The following is a 17,007-nucleotide window of genomic DNA, read 5'->3' as shown; positions in this document are numbered from 1 at the left end:
CGCGCAGCACCTAGTCAGCACCAGCCCACGGCCCCAAGCGCCGGCTCTGCCAATCGGCAAAGCCAGCGCCTAAAGCCAGATCAAAAGCGTTCCAAACCCCCAGCGCCTTCGGGCCTTGGGGGTTTTTTGCGTGGGTGTGGGTGCATAAAGCGCAGCCACCCCGCGCCCATGCGTCCACGCTTGCTCCAAGCCCTCGCGCCACCAAGGCCGGGGCTGGGCTGGGCCGGGGTTCGTCTTCGCAGGCGTAGAAATTCTCGGTCTGAATCCGATAGCACACACGTGTATATCTCAAACCGCGATATACTCACCCATGAAAATCATCAGCAACAGCGCCCTGCGGGCCTTCGCTGCCGAGCATCCACAGGCCCAAGCCCCCTTGCAGGGATGGCGGCGGGTGATTGAAAAAAACCGCTTTGCCAACTGGGCCGAACTCAAAGCGGCCTTCAATGCGGTGGACAAGGTGGGCGCGCTGGCGGTATTTGACATCGGCGGCAACAAGTACCGCCTGATCGCTTACATCCGCTTCGAAAAGCAGATTGTGTACATCAAGGCGGTGCTGACCCACCGGGATTACGACCAAGGAGCCTGGAAATCATGAATGCCCCCATCGACGTGAAACAACTGCTCCCTGTCTGGGAGCAGTTCCGCGCGGCCACGGACATCGCCCCCATCCGCGACGAAGCACACTGCGCGCGCATGACCGACATGCTCGAAGCCCTGCTGGATGAAACCCAAGGCGATGAAGCCCATCCCGCCATGGGCTTGGTGGATATCGTGGGTGAGCTGATCGCCGACTACGAGGCCGCACAGCACCCTCTGCCACAGACCACCGGCGTGCAGGCCCTCAAGTTTCTGATGGAGCAGCACGGCCTCAAGCAGAGCGACCTGCCCGAAATTGGCAGCCAAGGTGTGGTCTCGGAAATCCTGAGGGGCAAGCGCGATCTCAACATGCGCCAAGTGCGCGCCCTCAGCGCGCGGTTCCAAGTTTCGCCTGCGAGCTTTGTGTAGAACCCGAAATCGGGGTCACCCCATCATGGCACTCGGTTAAGCCAAAAACATGCGAATCGGAGTCAAGTACCGATTCACGTGGGGCTGTGGCGCTGGGGGCGGTTGGCCGATTTTTGGCCGCGAAGCGGACGGCATGAGGCCGACTGCCCCCAGCGCCACAGCCCCTCCCCCCTACGGAACCCCCATGTCATCATGCTTGTCGCCGCTATAGAACCCGGCTGCTCCTGACTTCAAAGTCATGAACTTTGGTGGTAGCAGGCTGTTTGGGTCTTGTTGCGCTGGCCCTCAGGAATGCTTTATTGGGCTGCGAGCTTTTTCCTTGGTTGTTCTGTTGATTTCCAACTCCAAAGCCTCCAGCCGTTTAGCGCTCGCGTAGATCGTCAGTCATACGCTGCCGTGCCTTGTTCGTAGCGGCGCAGGGCATCGATCATCCAGGCTGGCATCGAGGCCTTGGCGCTGCGCAATGCCTCGAACTCAAGCTTCGGCAGCTTGGCGGCGATGCGCTCAAAAGTGGCCGGCGTGACTTGCCCACGGCCGAGGTACCAAAGCGCGGCCAACGCTTGGCCCGCCGGTCGCCCGGCCAGTGCGAGCTTGCGCGGCGCGACGTGCTGCAGCCGCACCTGCAGCTTGCCCAAGTGCACGGTGTGCGACGCGCCGGTGGTGCAAAACACGGGCTGCGCAGGCACCTGCGTGCTGAATCCCAAACGACGAGCAGCCTCGGCCCCGTGCACCTCGATGGTTGCGCCCTCAGTGGCTGCGATAGTCTGCGCCACCGCCTCTGGCGTAGGCATGGTTTTCAAGCCAAAACGGCTGGTCTTGGGCGCGGTGTAGAGCCCTCGGCCCAGGCGCTCAACGAACCCAGCCTTGGTCAGGCGCATCAGGGCCTGATCAATGGATGCGCGCGAACCCAACCCTGCAAACAAGGCTGGGGTAAAAGGTGCTCCAGCAGGCTGGGCAGCGATGCGCTCGCGGATGGCTTGTGGTGTGCTCATATCGGCCTCAGTGTCAGATAATTTACCAGAAAATCTAACAGCGTGCACGGTGCAAACAGCGTGCATGGGGTTCGGTAAAAAATCGGGGTCAGGCCATCATGGCACTCGGTTAAGCCAATATTCGCTCCGGCCCAGCCCAGCTCCGGCCAGCCAGCCACCACAAAGCGCACAAGCCATCCCACCCGAAGGAAATGTCGGTGTCAAGCCAAGATTGCTGATCAAACAGCCGTGACCTTGCCCAAGTCGGCAAAGTTGGAAATCTTGACTGCGCCGTCGGGAAAGCGCGCCACCACCTCCAGCTCGCCGCCCATGGCCTCGATGTGGCTGCGCAGCGTAGAGATGTACATATCGGTGCGCTTTTCGATCTTGGCCACTGCGGGTTGCTGGACGTGCAGTACCTCGGCCAGCATCTTTTGCGACAACCCGCGCGCCTGCCGCAGTTCGTTGAGCGGCATTTCTGCCAGCATGGCCTGCGCCTTGGCTTGGACGCGAGCGCGCGCTTCGGACGTCATCTGTGCGCGCAAATCAGCAAATTTGTTAGCCATTGATCAACCCTTCCTTTCGCAGTTCATCCAAGCGTTCATCGTACAGTCGGTCAGCCACGGGGATATTGACCTCGTACCAGCGTTCGTCAGCGGTTTTGTCGCCACCGATCAGCAAAAACTGCACCGAAGCTGCCAGGGAGACCTGCTCGGCCTCGGTTAAGGTGTTCCACCAGCGGCCGAACTCATCGGTGTATTCGATATCCCAAGTCATGCGCCGAGTATGCCTCGGATGGAATATGTCGTCAAGTGGGAAGCTGCGGACAGACCAAGATTTTCCGGCCCCAGCCCTAGCTGGCCAGCCCCCTCGGCAGAGTTGAGCACATACCATCGTGATCAGCGATTTGTGCGATTTGGCGACGCGCGCTATACTTGTATAAATTCATCCAAAGGAGCATGAAGCATGCTTGCCATCCGACTACCCGCTGAGGTGGAAAGCCGCCTTGAAGCGCTGGCGCGAGCCACCGGCCGCACCAAGACCTTCTACGCCCGCGAGGCCATCCTTGAGCACCTAGACGACCTCGAAGATTTGTACTTGGCCGAGCAACGCCTGATCGATATTCGCTCAGGCAAAACCCAGACCGTGCCTCTCGAAGAAGTGATGAAGCGCTATGGCATGGAAGGTTGAACTCGACCCCGCCGCCGAGCGCGAGCTTTGCAGAATCGACCCGCAGGTAGCGCGGCGCATCCTTGTTTTTTGCATGGGCGTGTCGCCCATCTCGACGACCCCCCCAGCATCTTCGTGCCTTGGGGGTTTTTTGCGTCTGCGTGGGCGCTCAAAACGCAGCCACTGCGCGTCCATGCGTCCCGCCCGCGCCGCCAGTCCAGCCAGACCACGACCCTCGTGCGGCCGGCTCACTGCAGCAAAGCCGCCCCGGCCAGCAGGCTGAAGTGCATAAGATGTTGCAATGCAGCATAATGGCCTCATGACCCAAGCCCCAAGCCCCACCAAACCCCTGCCCATCGACCTCGCCTTGCAAGGCGGCGGCTCCCACGGCGCCTTCACTTGGGGCGTGCTGGATCGGCTGCTGCAAGACGAAACGCTAGAAATCGCGGCCATCAGCGGCACCAGCGCCGGGGCCATGAACGCGGTGGCGCTGGCCGCCGGTCTGATGGAGGGCGGGCGCGAGGGCGCGCGCAAAACCCTGCGCGCCTTCTGGACCCAGGTGGGGGCGCAATCGCCCTTTGCGCTGCTGCAGCCGGCCATGGGTGGCTTCAGTGCGTGGACGGCGCGCCTGCCCGGCGTGCAAGCTTGGCTGCAGGCCAGCCAAGAGTCGATGCGCTGGTGGAGCAAGGCCATCGGCCAGCCGTTTTCGCCTTATCAGTTCAACCCGCTCGACCTCAATCCGCTGCGCAGCATTTTGGAGCGCACGGTCGATTTCGAGCGCGTGCGCGCTTGCACCAAAACGCGCTTGTTTATTGCCGCCACGCACGTGCACACCGGCGCCTTGCGCGTGTTTCGCCAGCACGAGCTCAGCGCCCAGGTGGCGCTGGCCTCGGCTTGCTTGCCCACGCTGTTTCAGGCCGTGGAGATCGACGGCGAACCCTATTGGGACGGCGGCTACGCCGGTAACCCCTCGCTCATGCCGCTGATCGACGAGAGCCCGGCCGACGACTTGCTGCTGGTGCAGATCAACCCGATGCTGCGCAGCCAGGTGCCGCAGAAGGTGGCCGACATCATGGATCGGGTCAACGAGATCACCTTCAACGCCAGCCTGCTCAAAGAGCTGCGCACGATCCAGCTGCTGAAAAACCTGATCGAGCAAGACGGCCCGGCGGCCTCGCACCCCGGGCGCGACCCGCTCATGGCGCGCATCGCCGCGCTGCGCACGCACCGCATCGACGGCGGCGCGGCGCTGGTCGAACTGGGGGCGGCGTCTAAAGTGCGCACCGACCCGCCCTTCTTGCTCGACCTGTTTGCACGCGGCCACAGCGTCGCCGACGCCTGGCTGCAAGCCCACCGCGCCGACATGGGGCAGCGCGCCACGCTCGATTTGCGCCGCGAGTGTGGGCTGGTGGGTGACTGCGACACGCTCTGAAAGGGCGGAGCGCCAAGCTGCCACAGAGCGCAACTTGGGCACTGTTTGAGCGCCCGCTGCGGCCTCAATGCCCGCCGGTGGCGCGGTACAGGGCGACCCGGTTTTGCAGCAGGGCAAAGCGCAGCTGCACCAGTTGCTGTTCAGCGGCAAAGGCGCTGCGCTGGGCGTCGAGCAGTTCCAGTTGGCTGGCGCTGCCCAGCGCCAGCAGCCGCGCGCTCAGGTGAGCGCGCTGGCTTTCGGCCTGCCACAAAGCCTGTTGCGCGGTGTATTCGGCCTGCATAAAAGTTTGGCTGGCGAGCGCGTCGCGCACCTCCTTGAATGCGCTTTGTATGGCCTGCTCGTACTGCAGCAGGGCGATGTCGCGCTCGGCTTGCGATGCCGCCAAGCGCGCCCGGTTGGCGCCGTAGTCGAACAGCGGCAGCAGGGCTTGTGGGGCCAGCGTCCAGCCCCAACTGCCGCTGGCAAACAGGCCAGCCAGTTCGGTGCTGGCGCTGCCGAGCTGGGCGGTGAGCGCGATGCGCGGAAAGAACGCCGCGCGCGCCGCCCCGATCTGCGCTTGGGCGGCAGCGAGCCGGTTTTCGGCGGCGCGCACATCGGGGCGCTGCAGCAGCACCTCGGAGGGCAGGCCGACGGCCACCGGCTGCAGCAGCGCCAGCGTTTGCTTGCCGTTGGCGCTGCTGGTGTCGTTGGGTAGGGGAGCCGGTGTGCTGGTGCTGGGGTCGTGCAGCGGCCCCACCAGCTGCTGCAACTGGTGCAAGGCCAGCTGCAGCTGGCGCTGCTGGCGCGCCTGCGCCACCCGCGCGGCTTGCACCAGCGCCTCGCTGTGCTGGCGCTGCAGGGCCGAGGCGGTGCCGTGTTGCAAGCGCAGCTGCACCAGCCGCAAGCTGGCCTCGTGGTTGGCCAGGGTGCGCTGCGACACCTCGAGCAAGGCGTGTGCGCTTTGCACCTCGAGCCACGCTGCCACCACCCCAGACACCAAGCTCACGCGCACCCAGCGCTCGGCTTCGGCCGATGCCAGGTACTGCGCCCGCGCGGCCTCCGACAGGCTTTGCAGCCGGCCAAAAAAGTCGATTTCCCAGCTGGAAACCAGCAGCCCGGCGCGGTACAGGTTGCCCATGGCGCCATCACCGCCCGCGCGTTGGGCGTCGGCGGCGGCGGCCAGCGTAGGGCCTTGGGCGGCGCGGCGCTGCTGCCATTGGGCTTGCAGTTGCGCCATTTGGCGCTGGGCGATGCGGGCATCGAGGTTGTGCTCCAACGCTTGCTGGATGAGGGCGCGCAGTTCGGGGTGCTGCACCCAATCGACCCAGGGCAGGGGGGCGCTGGGGAGCGTGGCGGCGCTTGCGCTTGGTTCGGCCGTGGCCCAGTCGGGTGGCAAGGGCAGGTCGGGGCGCTGGTGCGGTTGCAATGGCGCGCACGCGCCTAGGGCCAGCGGCAGCGCCAAGGCCAGCGCCAAGCGGGTGCTGTGCAAGCGGGGGGTGTAAATATTGGAGGTTTTATTCATGGCCTGCTCCTAGGCTGGTGGCGCGGTTTGAAGCGCCAGCGCGGGGTTCACCCAGGGTGCGCACCAGCACATAAAACAGCGGCACCAGCAACACGCCCAGCACCACGGCGCTGACCATGCCGCCGACCAAGGCGGTGCCGATGACCTGCTGGCTCAAGGCGCCGGCGCCGCTGGCCAGCATCAGGGGCGTGACGCCGGCGATGAACGCCGTCGAGACCATGACGATGGCGCGCAGGCGCAAGCGCGCCGCCACCAGCGCCGCCTCCATGGCGCTGCGGCCTTGGGTTTGCAGGGTTTTGGCAAATTCGACGATCAAAATCGCGTTCTTGGCCGACAAGCCGACGATCGTCACCATGGCGATCTGAAAATAAATGTCGGCCTCGAACCCGCGCCACAGCAGCGCCAGCAGCAAGCCGACTGCCCCCAGCGGAACCACCAGCAGCACCGCCAGCGGCAGTTTCCAGCTGCCGTACAAAGCCGCTAAGCACAAGTACACGGCCAGCAGCACAAAACCCAGCACCACCAAGAATTGCGCCCCGGCGCGCTCTTCTTCGAGTGACTGGCCGGTCCACTCAAAACCAAAACCGGGCGGCAACTGCTGCGCCAAGCGCGCCATTTCGGCCATGGCTGCGCCGCTGCTCATGCCCTCTGCGGCTTGGCCGTTGATGCGCATGGCCGGAAATCCGTTGTAGCGCACCGTTTGTGTGGGCCCTTGCACCCAGCGCGTGCTGGCAAAGCTCGACAGCGGCACAGCCTGCCCGTGGCGATTGGGCACCGTCAGGCGCAGCACGTCGTCAGGCGTCATGCGCGCCGGCGCGTCGGCCATGACGATGACGCGCTGCAGCCGCCCTTGGTTGGGAAAATCGTTCACGTAGGCCGAGCCCAGCGCTAGGCCCAGAGTTTGCCCGATTTGCTCAAAGCCCACCCCCAGCGCGGCAGCGCGTTCGCGGTCGATGTCCACCTGCAGCTGCGGCGCGGGCTCGAGCCCGTCGGGGAACACCTGCGCCAACACCGGGCTTTGCGCGGCCAGCCCGAGCAGCTGGTTGCGTGCCGCCAGCAAGGCCTCGTGGCCCATGCCGCTGCGGTCTTGCAAGCGAAAGCTAAAGCCCGAGGCGCTGCCCAGCTCCGGGATGGGCGGCGGGCTGAGCGGAAAAATCACCGCGTCGCGCACGCCCGACAGGGCCATGAAGGCGCGCCCGGCCAGTGCCTGCGCACTGCTTTCGGGTGCGCTGCGCTCGCTCCAGTCGGTCAGGGTCACGAAGGCCAGCGCGGCGTTTTGGCCTTGGCCCGAGAAGCTGAAACCCAGCACGCCCACCATGCTCTCGACCTCGGGCTGCGCAAGCATGAACTGCTCCACTTGCTGCATCACCGCTTGGGTGCGCTCTTTGGAGGCCCCGGGTGGCAGTTGCACATTGACCAGCAGCGAGCCCTGGTCTTCGTTGGGCAGAAACGACGCCGGCAGGCGCTGGTAGGCCAGCAGCGCCAGCGCGATCAGCAGCGCGTAGACGAGCATGGTGCGCCCGGGCCGGCGCAAAATCCAGCCGAGTGCGACCAGATAGCGCTGCGTGCCGGCGTCAAAGCGCCGATTGAAAGCGCCAAAAAACCCGCGCTGCGCGCCGTGTTGCGGCAGCGCCTGCTTGAGCACCAGGGTGCACAGCGCCGGGGCCAGGGTGAGGGCCAGAAAGGTGGACAAGCTCACCGACAGCGCCAGCACCACGGCAAACTGGCGCAAGATGTTGCCCATGGCGCCATCGAAAAACGCCAGCGGCACGAACACCGACAACAGCACCGCCGTGGTGCCGATGATGGCACCCGAGATCTGCTTCATGGCCTTGATCGCGGCCTGGCGCGCGGCCAGCCCTTCTTCGCGCATCAGGCGCTCCACGTTTTCGACCACCACGATCGAGTCGTCCACCACGATGCCGATCACCAGCACCATGGCAAACAAGGTCAGCACGTTGATCGAGTAGCCCAGCGCCAGCAGCCCGGTCATGGCCCCCAGCAGCGTGATCGGCACCACGATGGCCGGAATCAGGGTGTAGCGCCAGCTCTGCAAAAACAGAAAGATCACCGCCACCACCAGCACCAGCGCCAGCGCCAAGGTGAGCACCACTTGCTGCACCGACAGCGCGACGAAGCGCGAGGTGTCGTAGGGGATGGTCCACTGGATGCCCGCGCCCAAGTGCGGTTCGAGCCGGGCGAGCTCGGCGCGCACCGCTTGGGCGGTGGCCAGCGCGTTGCCATCGGCGGCGAGCTGGATGCCGATGCCCAAGGCCGGCTGGCCGTTGAGGCGAGCGCTGGTGGCGTAGAGCTGGCCCCCGAGTTCGACCCGGGCCACATCGCGCAGGCGCACGGTGGAGCCGTCGGGGTTGGCGCGCAGCAGCAGGTTTTCAAATGCGGCCACGCTGCTCAGTTGGCCATCCACGCGCACGGTGGCCACCATGCTCTGCCCGGCCACGCTCGGCAGCGCCCCGATTTCGCCCGCCGCCACCTGCAGGTTTTGGCTGCGGATGGCGCTGAGCACGTCGGCGCTGCTCAGGCCCAGGCTTTGCAGCCGCACCGGGTCGAACCAGACCCGCAGCGCCTGCTCGGAGCCAAACAGCAGCACCCGGCCCACGCCGGGCACGCGCTGCAGCGCGGGCACCAGGGTGCGCGCCGCTTGGTCGCCCAGCGCGTACAGGTCGGGCTGCGCGTCGCTGCTGCTGAGCATCATGAAGAGCAAAAAGTTGTTGTTCACCTCCTCGACGCGCACGCCTTGCTGCACCACGCTGGCGGGCAGGCGCGGCAAGGCGCGGTTGAGGCGGTTTTGCACATCCACCTGCGCCATGCGCACGTCGCTGCCTTGCTCAAAGCTTAAGGTCAGGCTGCCGCTGCCGTCGGCTTGGGCCACCGACTCCATGTACATCAGGCCGGGCGAGCCGTGCATTTCGCGCTCAATGATGGCCAGCACGCTGTCTTCGAGCGTCTGCGCCGAAGCGCCCGGAAAGGCGGTGGCGATCTGGATCGCCGGCGGGGCCACCGCCGGGTACTGCTGGATCGGCAGTTGGGTCAGCGACAACGCGCCCGTGGCGGCGATGAAGAGCGCGATCACCCACGCAAAAATGGGGCGGTCTATAAAAAAACGCGACATATGCGGCCCTGTGCTTTAGCGTGAGGTGGCTGGCGCTGCCGGAGCCTGCCAGGGCACTGGGCGCACCGTGGCACCAGGGGCTGCGCGCTGAAAGCCTTCGACGAGCACGCGCTCGCCGCTGGTCAGGCCAGAGAGCACCAGCACCTGCCCGCGCTCCGTAGGCCCTACTTGCACCGGGCGCATAGCCACTTGGTCGGACGCATCGACGATCAAAACGTGTGCCCCAGCGGGGCCGTGCTGCAGCGCTTGCAGCGGCAGCGCCACCGCCGCCGCTTGGGTTTGTGCCAGCCGCACGCGCACAAACAGGCCCGGCATGAGCAGGCCGTCTGGGTTGGGCACCACGGCGCGCAGCGTCACTTGGCCGCTGCTGGGGTCTGCATTGAGGTCGGTAAACAGCAGGCGCCCGGGGTGCGGGTGCAGGCTGCCGTCTTCGAGCACCAGCGTTACCTGGGCGGCTGCGGCGCTGGCGCGCTGCTGCTGGCCGCCTTGCAAGGCGCGCTGAAGCGCCAGCACCTCGGTGGCGCTGCGGGTGAAGTTGACGTAGAGCGAGTCGGTCTGCTGAATCAGCGCCATGGGGGTGGCGTCGCCTTGGCCGACCAGCGCCCCTTCGCTCACCAGGGCGCGGCCCACGCGGCCCGCGATCGGGGCCGTTACGTCGGCATGGCTGCGCTGGATGCGCGCCGTTTGCACCGCCGCCTGGGCTTGCTCGAGCTCGGCTTGGGCCAGCTTGAGCCCGATTTCGGCGTTGACCAACTCTTGCTGGCTGATGGCTTGCTCGGCCGCCAGCGGGCGGTTGCGCTCCAGCACCGACCGCGCTTGGCTGAGCTGGGCTTCGGCCCGGCTCTGCTGGGCGCGGGCGCTGGCTAGGGCGGCGTCGGCGCTGGCGGGGTCGATGCGAAACAGCACCTGGCCGGCGCGCACTTGGCTGCCTTCGGTGAACAGCCGCTGCTGCACGATGCCGCTGGTGCGGGCCCGCACCTGGGCCGTGCGCTGCGCTTCGAGGCGCCCGGGCAATTCGACTGTCAGCGCCGTGGCGGCACTTTGCACCTCGATCACCGCCACTTCGGGTGCGGGCGGTGCGGCGGCGGCCCCGGGCGCAGAGGCGGTTTCGCTGCAGCCCGACAGGGCCAAGCCGAGCAGCCCCAGCAGCCCCAGCGCCAGCCAGCGCGCAGTGGGTGTCGAGGTGGGGGTGGGGAAAAAAGGGCGCGCCGGTGCACGCAAGCGGTGGGTGGAGGCGGGCATGGGGATGGGGTGAACGGGTGTAAACAAGGGAAAGCCAATGCGACAGCGCCGTAATATACATCCAAACATGTACGTATGTATGTGAAAATCGCCCGACCTCGGCTAAAATAGCCGCCACACCGCCGCCAGACATGCCCCGCAAAACCAAAGCCGAAGCCGAACTCACCCGCCAGCGCTTGCTCGACGCGGCCGAGCTGCTGTTTCTCGAGCGCGGCGTGTCGCGCACCCCGCTGCACGAGATCGCGGCGGCGGCCGGTGCCACCCGGGGGGCGATTTACTGGCACTTCAAAGACAAGGCCGAGCTCTTCAACGCCATGATGGAGCGCGCCACGCTGCCGCTGGAGCAGGCCTTTGCCGACCTCGACCGGCAAGGGGTGGACGCGCTGCTGCGCTTGCGCGACCTGTATGCGGCCCTGTTGGGCGCCCTGAGCGCGACGGTGCACGATGCGCGCACACAGCGCGTGTTTGCCATTGCCACCCTGAAGATCGAGTTCGTTTCCGAGCTCGCTGCGGTGTTTGAGCGCCGCCGCGAGTGCCTGCAGCAGGCCGTTGCGCAGACGCAGCAGGTGCTGGAGGCGGTGTGCGCCGCCACCGGACGCGCCCTGCCCATGCCCGCCGATCAGGCCGCCGAAGCCCTGTTTGTGGTGTTCGACGGGCTGATATCCAACTGGCTGATCGACCGCAGCCGCTTCGATTTGCAGCAGCTGGGAGAGCAGACGCTGCGCGTGTTTTTCCGCGGCTTGGGGCTCGACGACTTGCTCAACCCTTGAGCAGCTTAAACACGGCGGTGCTGGCGCGCCAGTTGGGGGCCCAGCGCAGTTCGCGCCCCTCGTGCAGGCCAAAGCAGTCGCTCACATGCAACCCCAAGCGCTGCGCCAGCACCTCGAAGTCGGTGTAGGTGCCGACACGGATGTTGGGCGTGTCGTACCACTGGTAGGGCAGGCGTTTGGTTACCGGCATACGGCCTTGCAGCACGCGCAAGCGGTTGGGCCAGTGGGCAAAGTTGGGAAAGGCGACGATGGCGGCGCGGCCCACGCGCGCGGTCTCGCGCAGCATGACTTCGGTGTTGCGCAGGTGTTGCAGGGTGTCGATCTGCAGCACCAGGTCGAAGCTGTCGTCTTCGAACATCGCCAGCCCGTCTTCGAGGTTGAGCTGCAGCACGTTGATGCCGCGGCGCAGGCACAGCTGCACCTTGGCGTCGTCGATCTCGACGCCGTAGCCGCTGCAACCCCGGTGCTGGCGCAGGTGCGCGAGCAAGGCGCCGTCGCCACAGCCCAGATCGAGCACGCGCGCGCCCGTGGGCACGAGGCGGGCGATGGATTCCAGCAGCAGGCGGTCGCTCATGGGGTGGCCCGCCCGCTGTGTTGCCCCAGCCCGGCCCCCGCCAGCCCCAGGGTGGGGGCGATTTGCTGCTCGAAGTAGCTGCGCACGGCGGCGTGGTAGCGCGGGTCGTCGAGCAAAAAGGCGTCGTGGCCGTGCGGCGCGTCGATCTCGGCGTAGCTCACGTCGCGCTTGTTGTCCAGCAGCGCCTTGACGATCTCGCGCGAGCGCGCCGGGGCAAAGCGCCAGTCGGTGCTGAAGCTGATGAGCAAAAAGCGCGCCTCGGTGCGCGCCAGTGCCGCGCTCAAGTGCCCGTCGTAGTCGCGCGCCGGGTCGAAATAGTCGAGCGCCCGGGTGATGAGCAGGTAGGTGTTGGCGTCGAAGTAGTCGCTGAACTTGTTGCCTTGGTGGCGCAGGTAGCTCTCGATCTGGAACTCGACCTCTTGCGTGCTGTAGCGGTAGGCCAGGCGCTCGAGCGCATCGAGCGTGGCGGGGTCGGGGGCGTCGGTGGAGTCTGAGGGTTTGGAGGCGCCGGCGGCATGGGTGAGATCGGCCAAGGCCTGCAGGCGGCGGCCAAACTTCTCGTTCATCACATCGTCGCTCAGGTAGGTGATGTGGCCGATCATGCGCGCGATGCGCAAGCCCCGGCGCGGCTTGGTGCCGTGGCGCAGGTAGTGGCCGCTGTGGAAGTCGGGGTCGGTGACGATGGCGCGCCGCGCCACTTCGTTGAACGCGATGTTTTCGGCCGTGAGGTTGGGCGCGCTGGCCACCACCACCGCATGGCGCACGCGCCGTGGGTATTGCAGCGTCCACGACAGCGCCTGCATGCCGCCCAAGCTGCCGCCGATCACGGCCGCGAGTTGCTCGATGCCCAGCGCGTCGAGCAAGCGCGCTTGGGCATTGACCCAATCCTCGACCGTGACCACCGGGAAGTCGGCGCCCCAAGGCTGACCGGTGGCCGGATTCAGGTGCGTGGGCCCGGTGCTGCCAAAGCAGGAGCCTAGGTTGTTGACGCCGATGACGAACCAGCGCTCGGTGTCGATGGGCTTGCCGGGGCCGATGAGGTTGTCCCACCAGCCTTCGCTTTTGGGAATGGGGGCGCCGTTGGCGTCGGCGTGGCGGCCGGCCACGTGGTGGCTGGCGTTGAGGGCGTGACACACCAGCACGGCGTTGGAGCGCGCGGCGTTGAGCTGGCCATAGCATTCATAGACCAGATCGAAGGCGGGCAGCACGGCGCCGCTGCTCAAAGGCAGCGCCTGACTGAAGTGCAGCGTTTGCGGGGTGGCGATCACGGTCTGTAGAAATGCGCTGGCAAAGGAGTCCCCAAAGGGAAAAAGCTTGGCGCGCAGTATAGGGGATGGGTGGCGGCTGTTGTGGCTTCGCAACGAAAGCGGGGCGCCAGCCACCCAATCTGTGCTCGAAGATTAGGGCTTTCCCGATTTTGCGGCGTTTGGGCCAAAACTTCTTGGTCTTTTAGAGCGGGAGGCGCATAATCTGGCCTCGCAGAGCACCCACGGGTGGGCTGCGCTTTCCAGGTGATCGGTTTTTTCGCGTGCCACTGCAGCCAGCCAAGTGCTATCTTCGTGCCAACGGGGTGCCAATCGCTATTGTTTTTTTTGTGTTTTCAGGAGTCCCGGTTCAATGGGCAACAAACTGTACGTCGGCAATCTTCCCTACACGGTGCGCGACGAAGATTTGCAAAAGGCTTTTGGCGAGTTCGGCCAAGTAAGCAGCGCTAAAGTCATGATGGAGCGCGACACCGGTCGCTCCAAAGGCTTTGGTTTCGTAGAAATGGGCAGCGATTCTGACGCCCAATCGGCGATCGAAGGCATGAACGGCCAGTCGCTTGGTGGCCGCAGCTTGGTGGTCAACGAAGCGCGTCCGATGGAGTCGCGTCCGCCCCGCAGCGGTGGCGGCGGCTTTGGCGGCGGCGGTGGTGGTGGTGGTTACGGCGGTGGTGGTGGCGGTGGTCGTCGCGAAGGCGGCGGTGGCGAAGGCCAGTTCCGCAGCCCCTACGGCGGCGGTGGTCGTCGCGAAGGCGGCGGCGGCGGTGGCCGCGGCTACTGATCACCCACCCCTGATCGCTAAAACCGCAGCAACTGGTCGCTCGCGACCAGCCTGAGCGTTTTATCAACCCCGCAAGCCTGCTTGGTTTGCGGGGTTTCGTATTTCTGGCTCGTTGTAAGGCTTATTGGGTTGTCTTTTTGGGGCTGCCCTATTGAGCGGGGGGCGCCAGGGTGGCGCGCACTTGGCCCTGCAACTCGAGCTGGCCCGTGCCTTGGTTGTACTGCATGCGCTGGGCCCGGAGCAGGTGCGTTCCACGCCGGATTTCGACGGGCTGATCCGACTCGATCCGGTTGGCTTGGGTGTAGAGCGTCAGCGCTTGGCTGCGAAATTCTTGCTCGGGCACGGCGGCTTGCGTGGCGGTGGCGGCGCGCGCCGGACGCAGCAGCACCACGTTGCCGCTGAGGCGGTGCACGGTGCGGTCGGTGGTGCTCTCAAGGCGATCGGCTTGGGCAAAGCTCAAGTGGCCTTGGGCGTCGCGCTGCTGCAGGCGCACTTGCTCGACCACCAAGCGCGCGGCGCCCGGATAATGGTGAAGCTGTACGCCTTCGATTTTGAGCAGCAGCTGCCCGTCGGGGCCGAAGTCGCGCAGCAAAAAATCCTGCATCACGGCGCCGGGGCCCGTTACCGGCGCGCGCGCCGCGGGCGGTTCGGCCGGCGCGGGGCTCTGGCCAATGATCCAGTAACTGCCCAGCGCCAGCAGGCCCATGAGGATCACGGGCAGGTACAGCGAGGCGTGGTCCCAAGCGCGCTTGAGCAGCCGCGCCGGGTCGCGCCCCAGCGCGCGGGCTGGCACGGTTGCAAGCACAGGCGCGGGCCCCAAGCTAGGGCGGGGGTTCAAGCACCGGCCTCCTGCAGCAAGCGGGCGTAGTGGCCGCTGGCCACCAGCAGCAGGTCGCAGAGCTCGCGCGCAGCGCCGTGGCCGCCTGCCGCTTGCGTGGTGTGGTGCGCCACCTGCCGCACCTCGGGGTGGGCCTGCGGCGGCGCCACCGCCAGCGCGCAGCGGCGCAACAGGGGCAGGTCGGGCCAGTCGTCGCCCATGGCGGCGGCCTCGTGCCAGCCCAGGCCCAGCGTGCTCAACAGGCTTTCGGCGGCGGGCTTTTTGATTTCACAGCCCAACCGGCTGTGCTTCACGCCCAGCGCCTGCAAGCGGGTGCGCAAGGGGGCCGAGTCGCGGCCGCTCACCACCGCCACCTCGATGCCGGCGCGCTGCAGCAGCTTGATGCCGTGGCCGTCGAGGCTGTGGAAGCGCTTGAGGGTCTCGCCCGCGTCGCTGAAGTACAGGCCGCCGTCGGTGAGGACGCCGTCGATGTCGAAAAACACCACCCGTATGCCTTGGGCGCGCAGCAACACAGCGGGGTCGAACTGCAGGCTGGGGCGCAACGCCGGCAGGGCGGGGTCGATCGAGGGGGCCGGCTGCGCCGCGACTGGATAGGGTGTAGAGGACATGAAGTGGGCTTGGCGGTGGGCGTAGGAATCAAATCACCTTGGCGCGCATCAGGTCGTGGCTGTTGAGGGCGCCGCACAGGCGGCCAGCGTCATCGACCACCAGCACGCTGGTGATGCGGTGCGTTTCCATGCGCTCGGCGGCCTCGACCGCCAGCGCCTGCGGGCGCACGGTGTGCGGGTCCGGGTGCATGATCTGTTCGGCGCGCAAAGATTGCAGGTCGGCGCCGCGCTCGATCAGGCGGCGCAAGTCGCCGTCGGTGAAGATGCCCACGGGCACGCCGTCGGCGTCCACCACGGCGGTGGCCCCTAACCCTTTGGCGCTGATCTCGCGCATGATCTCGGGCAGGCGCGCCTGCAGGCCCACGCGCGGGGCTTGCTCGGCCGGGCGCATCACGTCGGCCACTAGGGTGAGCAGCTTGCGCCCGAGCGCGCCGCCGGGGTGCGAGCGGGCAAAGTCTTCGGCCTTGAAGCCGCGCGCGTCCAGCAAGGCCACGGCGAGCGCGTCGCCCATCGCCAGTTGGGCGGTGGTGCTGGCGGTGGGGGCGAGGTTGTGCGGGCAGGCTTCTTTGGCCACGCTGGTGTCGAGCAGCACGTCGGCGTGGCGGCCTAGGTTCGAGTCGGCGCGGCCGGTCATGGCCAGCAGCGGCACCCCCATGCGCTTGATCAGCGGCAAGATGGCGCTGAGCTCCTCGCTCTCGCCGCTGTTGCTGATGGCCAGCAACACGTCGGCGCTGGTGATCATGCCCAAGTCGCCGTGGCTGGCTTCGCCTGGGTGCATGAACAGCGCCGGGGTGCCGGTGGAGGCCAGGGTGGCGGCGATCTTTCGCCCCACGTGGCCGCTTTTGCCCATGCCGCTCACCACCACGCGGCCACGGCAGGCCAGCATGCGCTCCACCGCCTGCACGAAGCGGGTGTCGAGCCGCTGGGCCATGTCGTGCAGCGCCTGCGCCTCGATGGCCAGCGTGTCGCGCGCCAGTTGCAGCAGGCGCTGCGCGGACGCCGGGGCGCTGGTGTGCGCGGGGTACTCGGCTTGATCGGGGTGGGGCAGCAAAGCGGGGGCGGCGTGGGGTTGCGTCTGGGCCATGTTTGGATTATCAACCAGAGCAAATCAAGAGGCGCTGGCGCATCGGTTGGGCTGCGGTTTTCGCTTCATAATCGTCGGATGGACACTTCCGCTTACCTCAAGGCCCACATTCGCACCGTGCCCGACTGGCCGGCCCCCGGGGTGCAGTTTCGCGACATCACGCCGTTGCTGCAAGACCCCAAGGTGTTTCGGGTCTTGATCGACGTTTTTGTGCACCGCTACATGGCGCGCGGCCAGCGCCCCGACGTGGTGGCGGGGCTGGACGCACGCGGTTTCATCATCGGCGCGGTGCTGGCCTACGAGCTGGGCGTTGGCTTCGTGCCCATCCGCAAAAAGGGCAAACTGCCCTACACCACCGTGCAGGAAAGCTACGAGCTGGAATACGGCAGCGCCACCGTGGAACTGCACACCGACGCGGTGCAAAAGGGCGAGCGCGTGCTGCTGATCGACGATCTGATCGCCACCGGTGGCACCATGCTGGCAGGCAAGCGCCTGCTGGAAAAGTTCGGCGCGCAGGTGCTCGAGGGCGCGGCGATCGTGGCGCTGCCCGGGTTGGGGGGCGTGCAGCGCTTGCGCGACAGCGGCTTGGCCCTGCACACTTTGGTCGAGTTCGACGACGCCTGAGCCGATTTTCGC

General features: G+C 66.5%; 18 protein-coding genes. 7 read left to right on the top strand and 11 right to left on the bottom strand.

What is annotated here, in order from left to right:
* The first annotated feature begins 310 nt into the window (after positions 1-310).
* Complete coding sequence (locus tag ACVMK0_RS08905) at positions 311-598, top strand: type II toxin-antitoxin system HigB family toxin (RefSeq protein ID WP_476463577.1); 288 nt, start codon at positions 311-313, stop codon at positions 596-598.
* Positions 595-1,008 carry a helix-turn-helix domain-containing protein gene (locus ACVMK0_RS08900; RefSeq protein WP_476463576.1) on the top strand — a complete coding sequence of 138 codons (414 nt, stop codon included), beginning with the start codon at positions 595-597 and terminating at the stop codon, positions 1,006-1,008. The genes ACVMK0_RS08905 and ACVMK0_RS08900 overlap by 4 nt, the downstream gene beginning before the upstream one ends.
* A gap of 380 nt (positions 1,009-1,388) precedes the next feature.
* On the opposite strand, the gene ACVMK0_RS08895 is transcribed toward ACVMK0_RS08900, so the two are convergent.
* The 3 genes from ACVMK0_RS08895 to ACVMK0_RS08885 all read right to left on the bottom strand — a co-directional run bounded on the left by ACVMK0_RS08895 (position 1,389) and on the right by ACVMK0_RS08885 (position 2,756).
* Complete coding sequence (locus tag ACVMK0_RS08895; protein ID WP_476463575.1) at positions 1,389-2,000, bottom strand: DUF6088 family protein; 612 nt, start codon at positions 1,998-2,000, stop codon at positions 1,389-1,391.
* 218 nt (positions 2,001-2,218) lie between these two features.
* Positions 2,219-2,545 carry an XRE family transcriptional regulator gene (locus ACVMK0_RS08890; RefSeq protein ID WP_045536461.1) on the bottom strand — a complete coding sequence of 109 codons (327 nt, stop codon included), beginning with the start codon at positions 2,543-2,545 and terminating at the stop codon, positions 2,219-2,221.
* Positions 2,538-2,756: a hypothetical protein gene (locus ACVMK0_RS08885; protein WP_045536459.1), complete on the bottom strand. Its 219-nt coding sequence runs from the start codon at positions 2,754-2,756 to the stop codon at positions 2,538-2,540. Before ACVMK0_RS08885 ends, ACVMK0_RS08890 begins: the two co-directional genes overlap by 8 nt.
* 189 nt (positions 2,757-2,945) lie before the next feature.
* Between ACVMK0_RS08885 and relB the strand changes: the two genes are divergently transcribed.
* Entirely contained in the window at positions 2,946-3,170 is a 225-nt protein-coding gene (gene relB / locus ACVMK0_RS08880; protein ID WP_045536457.1) for a type II toxin-antitoxin system RelB family antitoxin, read from the top strand.
* 298 nt (positions 3,171-3,468) lie between these two features.
* The gene (locus ACVMK0_RS08875) at positions 3,469-4,581 is read left to right on the top strand and encodes a patatin-like phospholipase family protein (protein ID WP_476463574.1); all 1,113 of its coding nucleotides are present in this window, start codon (positions 3,469-3,471) and stop codon (positions 4,579-4,581) included.
* A 64-nt stretch (positions 4,582-4,645) separates the two neighbouring features.
* On the opposite strand, the gene ACVMK0_RS08870 is transcribed toward ACVMK0_RS08875, so the two are convergent.
* From ACVMK0_RS08870 to ACVMK0_RS08860, 3 genes are read right to left on the bottom strand one after another with little or no spacing between them, the layout of a single operon-like run.
* On the bottom strand, positions 4,646-6,082 hold the full coding sequence (locus tag ACVMK0_RS08870; RefSeq protein WP_476463573.1) for an efflux transporter outer membrane subunit: 1,437 nt from the start codon (positions 6,080-6,082) through the stop codon (positions 4,646-4,648).
* Positions 6,075-9,212, bottom strand: a complete 3,138-nt coding sequence (locus ACVMK0_RS08865) for an efflux RND transporter permease subunit (protein WP_476463572.1) — start codon at positions 9,210-9,212, stop codon at positions 6,075-6,077. Before ACVMK0_RS08865 ends, ACVMK0_RS08870 begins: the two co-directional genes overlap by 8 nt.
* Before the next feature lie 15 nt (positions 9,213-9,227).
* Positions 9,228-10,454, bottom strand: a complete 1,227-nt coding sequence (locus ACVMK0_RS08860) for an efflux RND transporter periplasmic adaptor subunit (protein ID WP_082040004.1) — start codon at positions 10,452-10,454, stop codon at positions 9,228-9,230.
* A 131-nt stretch (positions 10,455-10,585) separates the two neighbouring features.
* Here ACVMK0_RS08860 and ACVMK0_RS08855 point away from each other — a divergent pair, with 131 nt between their 5' ends.
* Positions 10,586-11,224, top strand: a complete 639-nt coding sequence (locus tag ACVMK0_RS08855) for a TetR family transcriptional regulator (protein ID WP_045532315.1) — start codon at positions 10,586-10,588, stop codon at positions 11,222-11,224.
* Here ACVMK0_RS08855 and metW read toward each other — a convergent pair.
* Both metW and metX read right to left on the bottom strand, forming a co-directional pair.
* Entirely contained in the window at positions 11,214-11,798 is a 585-nt protein-coding gene (metW, locus tag ACVMK0_RS08850) for a methionine biosynthesis protein MetW (protein WP_034111852.1), read from the bottom strand. The genes ACVMK0_RS08855 and metW overlap by 11 nt on opposite strands.
* The gene (gene metX / locus ACVMK0_RS08845; RefSeq protein WP_250961001.1) at positions 11,795-13,066 is read right to left on the bottom strand and encodes a homoserine O-acetyltransferase MetX; all 1,272 of its coding nucleotides are present in this window, start codon (positions 13,064-13,066) and stop codon (positions 11,795-11,797) included. Before metX ends, metW begins: the two co-directional genes overlap by 4 nt.
* 349 nt (positions 13,067-13,415) lie before the next feature.
* Between metX and ACVMK0_RS08840 the strand changes: the two genes are divergently transcribed.
* Positions 13,416-13,841, top strand: coding sequence for an RNA recognition motif domain-containing protein (locus ACVMK0_RS08840; protein WP_250961002.1), 426 nt, complete (start codon positions 13,416-13,418; stop codon positions 13,839-13,841).
* A 148-nt stretch (positions 13,842-13,989) separates the two neighbouring features.
* Here the strand turns inward: ACVMK0_RS08840 and lptC are convergent, their stop codons facing one another.
* From lptC to ACVMK0_RS08825, 3 genes are read right to left on the bottom strand one after another with little or no spacing between them, the layout of a single operon-like run.
* Positions 13,990-14,679, bottom strand: coding sequence for an LPS export ABC transporter periplasmic protein LptC (gene lptC, locus ACVMK0_RS08835; protein ID WP_476463571.1), 690 nt, complete (start codon positions 14,677-14,679; stop codon positions 13,990-13,992).
* Positions 14,676-15,287: a KdsC family phosphatase gene (locus ACVMK0_RS08830; RefSeq protein WP_476463570.1), complete on the bottom strand. Its 612-nt coding sequence runs from the start codon at positions 15,285-15,287 to the stop codon at positions 14,676-14,678. Before ACVMK0_RS08830 ends, lptC begins: the two co-directional genes overlap by 4 nt.
* Before the next feature lie 28 nt (positions 15,288-15,315).
* Positions 15,316-16,371 carry a KpsF/GutQ family sugar-phosphate isomerase gene (locus tag ACVMK0_RS08825; protein WP_082027336.1) on the bottom strand — a complete coding sequence of 352 codons (1,056 nt, stop codon included), beginning with the start codon at positions 16,369-16,371 and terminating at the stop codon, positions 15,316-15,318.
* 78 nt (positions 16,372-16,449) lie between these two features.
* Here ACVMK0_RS08825 and ACVMK0_RS08820 point away from each other — a divergent pair, with 78 nt between their 5' ends.
* Positions 16,450-16,995, top strand: coding sequence for an adenine phosphoribosyltransferase (locus ACVMK0_RS08820; RefSeq protein ID WP_476463569.1), 546 nt, complete (start codon positions 16,450-16,452; stop codon positions 16,993-16,995).
* Positions 16,996-17,007 lie beyond the last annotated feature (12 nt).

The sequence above is a fragment of the Serpentinimonas sp. SSL01 genome, from assembly GCF_056323735.1.
Note: the sequence above shows the minus strand (reverse complement) of the source record. Positions and strands in the feature narration are given on the sequence as shown.

What these genes read in the sequence shown, in the direction of transcription:
- ACVMK0_RS08865 (WP_476463572.1), bottom strand. Translation starts at nt 9,212, where the DNA reads ATGTCGCGTTTTTTTATAGACCGCCCCATTTTTGCGTGGGTGATCGCG.
- relB (WP_045536457.1), top strand. Translation starts at nt 2,946, where the DNA reads ATGCTTGCCATCCGACTACCCGCTGAGGTGGAAAGCCGCCTTGAAGCG.
- ACVMK0_RS08840 (WP_250961002.1), top strand. Translation starts at nt 13,416, where the DNA reads ATGGGCAACAAACTGTACGTCGGCAATCTTCCCTACACGGTGCGCGAC.
- ACVMK0_RS08890 (WP_045536461.1), bottom strand. Translation starts at nt 2,545, where the DNA reads ATGGCTAACAAATTTGCTGATTTGCGCGCACAGATGACGTCCGAAGCG.
- ACVMK0_RS08870 (WP_476463573.1), bottom strand. Translation starts at nt 6,082, where the DNA reads ATGAATAAAACCTCCAATATTTACACCCCCCGCTTGCACAGCACCCGC.
- ACVMK0_RS08820 (WP_476463569.1), top strand. Translation starts at nt 16,450, where the DNA reads ATGGACACTTCCGCTTACCTCAAGGCCCACATTCGCACCGTGCCCGAC.
- ACVMK0_RS08900 (WP_476463576.1), top strand. Translation starts at nt 595, where the DNA reads ATGAATGCCCCCATCGACGTGAAACAACTGCTCCCTGTCTGGGAGCAG.
- ACVMK0_RS08830 (WP_476463570.1), bottom strand. Translation starts at nt 15,287, where the DNA reads ATGTCCTCTACACCCTATCCAGTCGCGGCGCAGCCGGCCCCCTCGATC.
- ACVMK0_RS08885 (WP_045536459.1), bottom strand. Translation starts at nt 2,756, where the DNA reads ATGACTTGGGATATCGAATACACCGATGAGTTCGGCCGCTGGTGGAAC.
- ACVMK0_RS08825 (WP_082027336.1), bottom strand. Translation starts at nt 16,371, where the DNA reads ATGGCCCAGACGCAACCCCACGCCGCCCCCGCTTTGCTGCCCCACCCC.
- ACVMK0_RS08895 (WP_476463575.1), bottom strand. Translation starts at nt 2,000, where the DNA reads ATGAGCACACCACAAGCCATCCGCGAGCGCATCGCTGCCCAGCCTGCT.
- ACVMK0_RS08855 (WP_045532315.1), top strand. Translation starts at nt 10,586, where the DNA reads ATGCCCCGCAAAACCAAAGCCGAAGCCGAACTCACCCGCCAGCGCTTG.
- ACVMK0_RS08875 (WP_476463574.1), top strand. Translation starts at nt 3,469, where the DNA reads ATGACCCAAGCCCCAAGCCCCACCAAACCCCTGCCCATCGACCTCGCC.
- ACVMK0_RS08860 (WP_082040004.1), bottom strand. Translation starts at nt 10,454, where the DNA reads ATGCCCGCCTCCACCCACCGCTTGCGTGCACCGGCGCGCCCTTTTTTC.
- metW (WP_034111852.1), bottom strand. Translation starts at nt 11,798, where the DNA reads ATGAGCGACCGCCTGCTGCTGGAATCCATCGCCCGCCTCGTGCCCACG.
- ACVMK0_RS08905 (WP_476463577.1), top strand. Translation starts at nt 311, where the DNA reads ATGAAAATCATCAGCAACAGCGCCCTGCGGGCCTTCGCTGCCGAGCAT.